Genomic DNA, 7,954 nt, shown 5'->3' with positions numbered 1-7,954 from the left:
TTTACGCTTGTTTTGATTTGCAACACTAAGATAAGTGAAAAATCTGACATGGCAAAATCCTGAGCAACTTTTTGTTGCTCAGGAACTTATAAATAAAGTTAAATCAAAGTGTTGCGGAATTAAGGTTCTTCTTCTTCGTCTTCTTCTTCTTCTTCTTCATCTTCTTCGTCATATTTGCCGTTATACGTATCTGAATGTGCGCTGTTGGCAGCATTGCGCAACCAACGCTTCCTGCATCTCTCTCTATGAGCGTAAGCCTTCTGCCCTGGTCTGTGTCGAGAGGGGCTATACTGCGGAGTATGTCTATGATGGAATGCTTGTAGTGCATCATCTTCTCCAACGACACAAGGTCGGCATAGATCTTGGTGAGACGGCTGTCTATCTGACGAGCAATGTCCAGGCGGTCGCTGGTCCACAACAGATGGTAGGTGTCTTCCGTGTCATCTGATTCCACAGGACTGCTTTTGGCATATTCGACCGTTGGCTCACAGGATGGGTATTCCCGGGCTATCTCTGACAGCTTGGCATTGACCTCATCGGCTTTCTCTTGGTCTGTCTTTGATGGATCGAGGTTGATGACCGCCACCACCTGTGTGTCGCTGTATTCTGTGGTAAGCGTCCATGAAATCTGGACGATGGCACGGTGTATCTTGATGCCAAGGAAGTATTTCGGCTTTCTTGCAATGGAGATGGTGGCCTTGAACGTGATAGTGCCGTTGATATTGGGCATGGACGCGGTGCGAACGAAAGTATTGCCCTCCCATGCACCTGCTCCGTTCCAGCTGAGGTTATAGGCATTCTTGCAGTCCTGCATGATGGCTGGGATGCGGTAGTAGTCATCAGTGGCGGCGTTCTCTCCATCAACAGCCTCTTGCTTGGCTTGGTTATAGTCTGCAAGTTCTTTTTCTGCTGCACTTTTCTCTGACTTCAACGCGGATATGCGGTCTTTGTTGGCGTTGTATTGCTGACGATACCTTGCGGCATCTTCAACGCTGGAAGTCTGTATCAGCTTCAGGAGGTTAGAGTTCTCCGCTTCCAATCGGGCTATTTCTGTATCAATGGATGCTATCCGGCTCTCTGCCTCGGCAATCTTTGCATCAATCTCGGAGGTGTTGACACTCTCCGAAGTGATGCTGGTTGCCATGGAGCATTGTTTGGTGTGGGCATTGACGCTGCCACCGCACTGAGAGCATTTGTATTGGGTGGAGCCTTCACCCAGTTTGGTTCCGTCATGGCAGGTGACGCTGATGGTAGCCGTCTCGCAACCTGCCATCTTCTCCGCATTGGTGGCCTGGTAGTATCGCTTACTGTCACTGCCAATGTAGTAACGGATGCCGTCTTCGTTGTCATTGTAGTCGGCAAGACGGGCGTTCAAGCCTGCTCTGAAAGTGGCCATGTCCATGGAATAGGAGTCGAAGACATCCTCGTATATGACTTCCTGCCTGTACCATGACTTGGTCACATGTATCTCGTAGGCGTATGCCTTGGCATACTGACCGCTTTTCTTTTTGCTGAGAATGTATGCTGATGAATAGTAGCTGATGTTGTAGTTGTAGCCGTCATTAGAGTTATTGAGCTGTTGCACACGGCTACGGCTCCAACCTGCATGATTCTCTGAGTTCTGGAGTGCTGCCTCCCGTTGTGAGGAGGATGGATAGAAATCGGGGGCTGTTGTACTGATGCGATACCAATGGTCGCCATACAGGATGGCATCATCATCTGTCGGAGGATAGTAGTCGCAGAGCTTCTCGCTTCCTTGGTCAACACTGTAGATATACCATCGCTGAGTATAGTATTGTCCCATGCCTTCACGGGCATAGTCAGTAATCCATGCTGTGGTATTGTAATTCGACAAAGAGAAAAGGTTGGCAATGCCCTCCTGTCCACCAACAAACTGCAACAGGGTATTGCCGGCATTGGTGGATAGGTCGTTGTAGAGGTCGTATGTATTCTCTGCTATCTCAATGACACTGCTGGTCTTGTCCATCAGTGTGCCGTTGAAATTGCTGTTGCCGACAATGGAACTGACTGCATTGCCAGCACCTGCAGAGGCAAGGCTGACTCCCATCGCATAGAGGTTGTCGATGTCTGCTTTGAGATTGTCCTTGGTGAAGTTGGAGCCTATGTCGGAGAAATTGTCGAGCAGGTTCTTCCAATCCACATCCCCCAGTTCGGACAGTTTGAGGATGGCGGCAAGTTCCTGATTGATCTCCAGGAATGCGATGTCCCTGAAGGAAAGCCTGCTGTTGGTGACAATGGACTCAAACTGATAGCAGAGTGTCTTTGTCTCTTCGCACACCTTATACAGATAGCTGCCCCAATAGAGGGCGTTCTGCGGACTACGCAACATCATGCCTGCCACAGTCCAGATCTTGGGCATAATCTTGGCGGAGACCATGTTGTAGATGCGTCGGTAATAATAGTTCTCTGTGGAGCTTGTCCATAGACCTAAGTCTGTAAGGGCACGGCGGTCGAGGAACTTGGACGTGAAGATACCAGCAGCAGCCACTTCTGCAGCTTGGTAGTATTCACGTATCTTGGCTACCTGTTCGGCATAATACGCCTCGGTGGCAGCCTCCGACGCAAAGGCGGCTGTCATCTCTGCTACAGTGCGCTTGTCGTAGTTGACACTGTAGTACTGTGCCGTCATTGGTACAGCAGCACAGACGAAGAGGATGATTATGAACAGATAGCGTTTCATTGTTGGGATGAATGTTTCGTTGTTTCTACTTTCAATATCTTATTCAGATTGGTTGTGGGGAGTGAGATGAAGCACATGGCCTGTCTGGTTGACCTTTTGGGCGAATGGCAATGACTTGGATATTCCTGAAAGTTCCCAGTCACGGCAGTAGGCTTCTATGGCGTGCTGATGGTCGCACTGCAGCTCTTTCTTGTAGAGCTTCAGGGCTTCCTTCTCGGCTCGCTCGGTGGTGTAGGTCATATAGCACTCATGGGGCTCTTCCACTCCAAAGACCGCACCGACGGAACCACGACGGATGAAGACTTCACGGAAGAAACTGCGCCCTTCCTTGTTCTCCAGACGGTTGATGGTGAAGATTTTCTTGCAATCGACATCGGTCAAGCCAAGGATGGCTTTAATCTCGTCGAATCGTTCGCGGAACTTTGCCTGGTCGAGCAGCATCACGACATCGGAGTTGTTGATGATGGCTTCCTTGACAATGGGACTGCCTACAATGTCCTGAATCTCCTGTGTCACCACACCTACGCTTGCCCAGAACTTTCGGGCTGTCTTATAGAGGTACTTGATGTACTCTGCCATCATAGGGGAGGCAATGGCTTTCCATGCCTCTTCGATGACCAGCACCTTGCGGTTCTTCTTGATACGCATCTTCTGGATGAAGACATCCATGATGATAAGGGTGACAAGAGGAAACAGAAGCGGGTCATCCTTGATGGAGTCAATCTCAAAGACTATGAAGGTCTCGTCAAACAGCTTCGTGTCCAGGTTCTCATTGAGGGTCAGCTCATGGCTGCCTCCCTTGTAGAAGTCCTTCAGCAGATAGTTGTAGGCAGCCAGGTCTATGCCGGCAAGGTTGTTCTCCTTGATGATGGTCGGGATGCGGACAGTGCTGTACTCATAGAAAGTGTTGAACGAGAGATTGTCGATGCGCTTCTTCACAAAGTATTCATCGAAATACTCTGTGATGACTTGCTCTACCAAACGGTCTTCCGTCTTGGTGACTTCTCCCTGGGTTCCCTTCCAGATAAGCATGATGAGATTCTTCAGGAAGCCAATCTTCTCGATATTCAGCTCCTCACGCTTGATGGCAAAGGGGTTCATAGTGATAGGATGCTCGTCGGTATAGCTGATATACTTGCCTCCGACATACTCGCAGAGTCCCTCATACGAGTTACCTGTATCGACCATGACCACATCGGTGTTCTGCTCCCACATCTGGCGCACTACGCTGTTCATGTGGAAGCCTTTTTGTATCTCCTAACACGCTGAGCCACAGCACTCTCTTGAAAACAACAAATTCAAAACGGTACAAATTTTGAACAGGCGAAAATCTATAGTTCAAAGCACTCGGCAAAGAGAAAAAACTATGACAGGGGTAAAAAGTGGTTTTAAGATTATTTATGAAAATATTTTGGGCTATTTTGGCTGATTGCTATCCAAAGAGCGCATTTTTGATGAAAAGTTCCACTTTCATCAGCCATAAAGAGTGAGACGGTCGAAAAAGAAAAAGAGGGATGAGAGAGCCTTGTTAGTGGCTTCAACATAGGGCGAAAATGGATGTCTTGTACCTCAGTTGTATCTCTGTTGGCATATATTGCTGATATACAACAGAGGTTAATGATTCGGCGGCAATAGAATAGCGTTTGAAAGACGTATTCATTGTTTAGTAGTTTTCCTGATAAAATGTTAAATTTAGGGTAGTTAGATTAGTTTTTCTTCCAATTGTTTGGTTTTTTGGAATTGAATGCCTACCTTTGCATTGACAAATCCCGCTCGCTTCCCATAAGAACAGCGTACCCAGCGGGACATTTTTTAAATTGTAGGTATATGAAAGTTATAAAGAACAAGACAATAGATTTTGCAACCGCAGTTCAGGCTCCCGTCATTAACGGAAATAGAGCTGCACGGACAGGTTATGTCCGTTTGGTTCGCCTTATCACTGACGAGCCTGTTCCTCAACAAACTTCATATACGGGAAAAATTGAGTTGAGGTAGGAATGGCTGTATATACAAAAGAATACGAATCCCAGCCAGAGGCTATTCTTACAAACGTCATTATCTGTCCAGCCGTAGATTTGTCGGCAAACGTGGCTGTTCCTGTTCATTGCCAAGTTGAAAATGTATTGTGGGACACAGGAGCGACCAATACATTGATTTCACAGGAAGTTGTAAATGCTTTAGGGTTACAACCGAAGAACAAGGCTCTTATTTCGAGTGCAGGAGGTGATGTCGAATCCTGGACTTACCTTGTTCATGTTATCCTTCCAACAGGAACAGCAGAGTTGAATGTTCAGGCTCTGCTTAACGACAATTCAGACTATGATGTGGTGATTGGCATGGATATTATAAATTCATGCGACTTCTGCTATACAAACAAAGACGGCAAAAGTACATTCTCCTTATGTCATCCAGCAAAGGAGAAAATCATTCTGAAATAAACCAGCCATAGGCTTTCTTTCAAGAAAGACATGTGCGACAACAATAATGACAGATGTGACATTCGCATCTGTCTTTTGCTTTTTACGCCAATAAGAGGCCATTTCCTTACACAAAATATACGAGATTTGAGCAAGACTTAGTTAATTATGGTTAAATTTAAGGTTTATACATACTTTTCCATAACAAAATGAGGTTGTATTGAGATTTTCTTTGTACTTTTGCAGCGGACTATTATCGCCATGTTTATAGCCATTGAGGTTAGACGTGTTCTTTCGTGATGGCATACAAGGCAGCCTACGCCGTGCTGAGTATGGCGGAGTCATAATGACAAAGCGGTACAAAGCGGGCATTGGGTGGGAAAGATAGTCCAGACATAATGAAGGCGTTTACTAACGCTCTGTTTAAGACAGTCTGTAATCTAGCAAATTAACAGTTATCATAGTCTTGAGCAAAGCCAACGGTAGATGTCCCGGGTGTGATAATATCGCTCCTGCGGAGACCTGTAAGCACGGATTGTACCTTTTCGGGCACAACAATTGTTTATTATGGTCTCCTAATGGAAATGATTATTCATATCGGCGTGGGCTCTGACGTTGTCTGTTCAACTATGATAGGCAATTGCTAGAGCCTCAGACTGTGGAATAGACAACAGACGTTTCCACGCTCTTTTTATGTCTATATTGCTATTAACGAGCAACGACATATAAGCCGATATGAACGCATTGCTTAATGCGCATACCAAACGAGGTTGCGATTCACCTCCTCACATTGGATTTGCCTCCAATGTCTCCCCCGAAGCCCAAAGCTCACAAACAGGGGTGTCCTCGGAATATGTCCAGCAGGAAGGTTACAACTGGTTTGTTCTTCGTGCTACTTATAACAGGGTAAATGCAGCCGTAGAGAAAGCAAAGAAGAATGATATTAAGACATACGTGCCGATGCACTATGTACTAAAAGTGATTGCTGGGAAGAAGAAGCGAATACAACAGCCTCTTCTTCCCAACTTTCTTTTTATATACGCCACAAGGGAACAATCAGACAGTTTTGTGAAAAAGACAGTTGATGCCCCAATCTCTTTTATAAAATATTATTTGGATAAGACGCTTCCTCCAGAGGCAAACGGTAAAAATCCTCCGCTTATTATACCATACAATGCAATGATAAATTTTATCAAAGCAACAAGTACTGATAGTGAGCATGTACGCATTGTTACAGCGGAACAGTGTCACTATAAAAGTGGAGATAAAGTACGAGTAATAGCTGGTGACTTCAAGGGAGTGGTTGGAAAAGTTGCCAGAATAGCAGGACAACAAAGAATTGTTGTTGAGATCTCGGGATTGTGCCTTGTCGCTACTGCGTATATTCCTACTGATTTTATTGAGATTGTCAAATAATGCCGAAAGGCATATTGTTTAATTTAAATTTTTTATTTTATGAAGAAAAATGGTAAGAATGAAGAACTTCAGTCTCGTCGTGAGTTCTTTAAGAGAGCCGCTAAAGGTGCTCTGCCTATTTTGGCTGGTGCAGCTCTCCTGTCAAGTCCTATCTTGTCAGAAACTGCAAATGCAATGTCATGCGCAGGATGTAACAACCGTTGTATGAACAGTTGCTTCAACACATGTCATGGTACTTGTAGCAGAACTTGCTCCGGTACAAACAACAGAAACTAATCCTTCCCTCCACGGAGGTTATAGAATTCGACAATCTCTTTCTCGGAAGACTCGTAGTCATTTGTAAGGATGCAGCGGTAGGTGTATTCTCCTTCCCACAGGTCGAGTTCGCCGTCTATCCGCTTCTGTCTTTGAATCACAAGACGGTATGCCTTCCCTTTCCATTTCTCGATGAGAATGGAGGCCAGCTCAAACTCAATACCGCCCAATTTCACTTTCTTCCAACCTCTGAGGGCAAAGATGTCATTGTAGAGCGAACTGCATCGGTTGGCACGGATATAGAAGGTCTTGCAGTGTTTAGCAATCTCTTCCACTATCTCTTCAGAACACGAGCCGCAATCAGCTCTGAAACGGTTGATAATAAGCTTGTTCTGTTCAAACCTTTCAAAGAACCTCTTCAGCGTGTCCTTCTGGTGGAAACGGACATTTGTGTTGCCGTCGCTGTTCTCAATGCCGACAATCAAGTCGCCAATAACTGCCACGCCAGGGCGATAACCAAGGAACTTCTTGTATGTAGGCTTCGCATCATACTTCTCAGCCTCTATGAACTGGTGGTCGAAGTCAACGTCATACCCCTCGCCCTCTTTCAGCTGCCCTGTGGACAATAGGCAATTGAGGAGCAGTGTATTCAGCTTGTCTGCCGTGTTGAAGTCGTAGGTCTTGCCAGTGTCGGATGTGTAGGAAATGTTATCCTGGGTCAGTTCCTTTATGGCTCTGAGAATCGTGTCGGCACTGCATGTGCGAAGTGTCGGATGAAGCGAGAGGTGATACATCAGATGAGTGGTGACATCCTCGATGCATGAGCCGCCACAGAAATAAACGCTCATAAGCGAACGGATGATTTCGCTGTATTGATAACCATACAGCCTGCATCTCATACCGAGGGTTGAGTCGATTACAGATGAGAGCTTGGAATCAAATTGCTCCATTATTGGAAAAATACCTCCAAAAGGAGAGAGTTTCTCAGATTTTATTGCTACCTTTGCCATGTCTGTCGGGTTTGATACATATTTTGATTTGCAACACTAAGATAGGTGAAAAATCTGACATGGCAAAATCCTGAGCAACTTTTTGTTGCTCAGGTACTTATAAATAAAGTTAAATCAAAGTGTTGCGGAATTAAGGGATAAAAGATAGCTTCACG

General features: G+C 45.6%; 2 protein-coding genes and 3 pseudogenes. 2 read left to right on the top strand and 3 right to left on the bottom strand.

Annotation, left to right across the window (positions count from 1 at the left end):
* Window positions 1–119: 119 nt before the first annotated feature.
* Window positions 120–2,701, bottom strand: a pseudogene (locus CIK96_RS05635) (hypothetical protein).
* 39 nt (window positions 2,702–2,740) lie between these two features.
* Window positions 2,741–3,949 (bottom strand): annotated as a pseudogene (locus CIK96_RS05630) (TraG family conjugative transposon ATPase); the annotation flags it as partial.
* A gap of 749 nt (window positions 3,950–4,698) precedes the next feature.
* Here CIK96_RS05630 and CIK96_RS05625 point away from each other — a divergent pair.
* On the top strand, window positions 4,699–5,139 hold the full coding sequence (locus CIK96_RS05625; protein WP_048316574.1) for a retropepsin-like aspartic protease: 441 nt from the start codon (window positions 4,699–4,701) through the stop codon (window positions 5,137–5,139).
* A gap of 714 nt (window positions 5,140–5,853) precedes the next feature.
* Window positions 5,854–6,534 carry a UpxY family transcription antiterminator gene (locus CIK96_RS05620; protein WP_049129570.1) on the top strand — a complete coding sequence of 227 codons (681 nt, stop codon included), beginning with the start codon at window positions 5,854–5,856 and terminating at the stop codon, window positions 6,532–6,534.
* Between the two features lie 275 nt (window positions 6,535–6,809).
* Here the strand turns inward: CIK96_RS05620 and CIK96_RS05610 are convergent.
* A pseudogene (locus CIK96_RS05610) lies at window positions 6,810–7,799 on the bottom strand (IS1380-like element ISBf11 family transposase); the annotation flags it as partial.
* Between the last annotated feature and the right edge of the window lie 155 nt (window positions 7,800–7,954).

The organism is Prevotella sp. P4-98 (assembly GCF_002251405.1).
GTDB lineage: Bacteria > Bacteroidota > Bacteroidia > Bacteroidales > Bacteroidaceae > Prevotella.
Note: the sequence above shows the minus strand (reverse complement) of the source record. Positions and strands in the feature narration are given on the sequence as shown.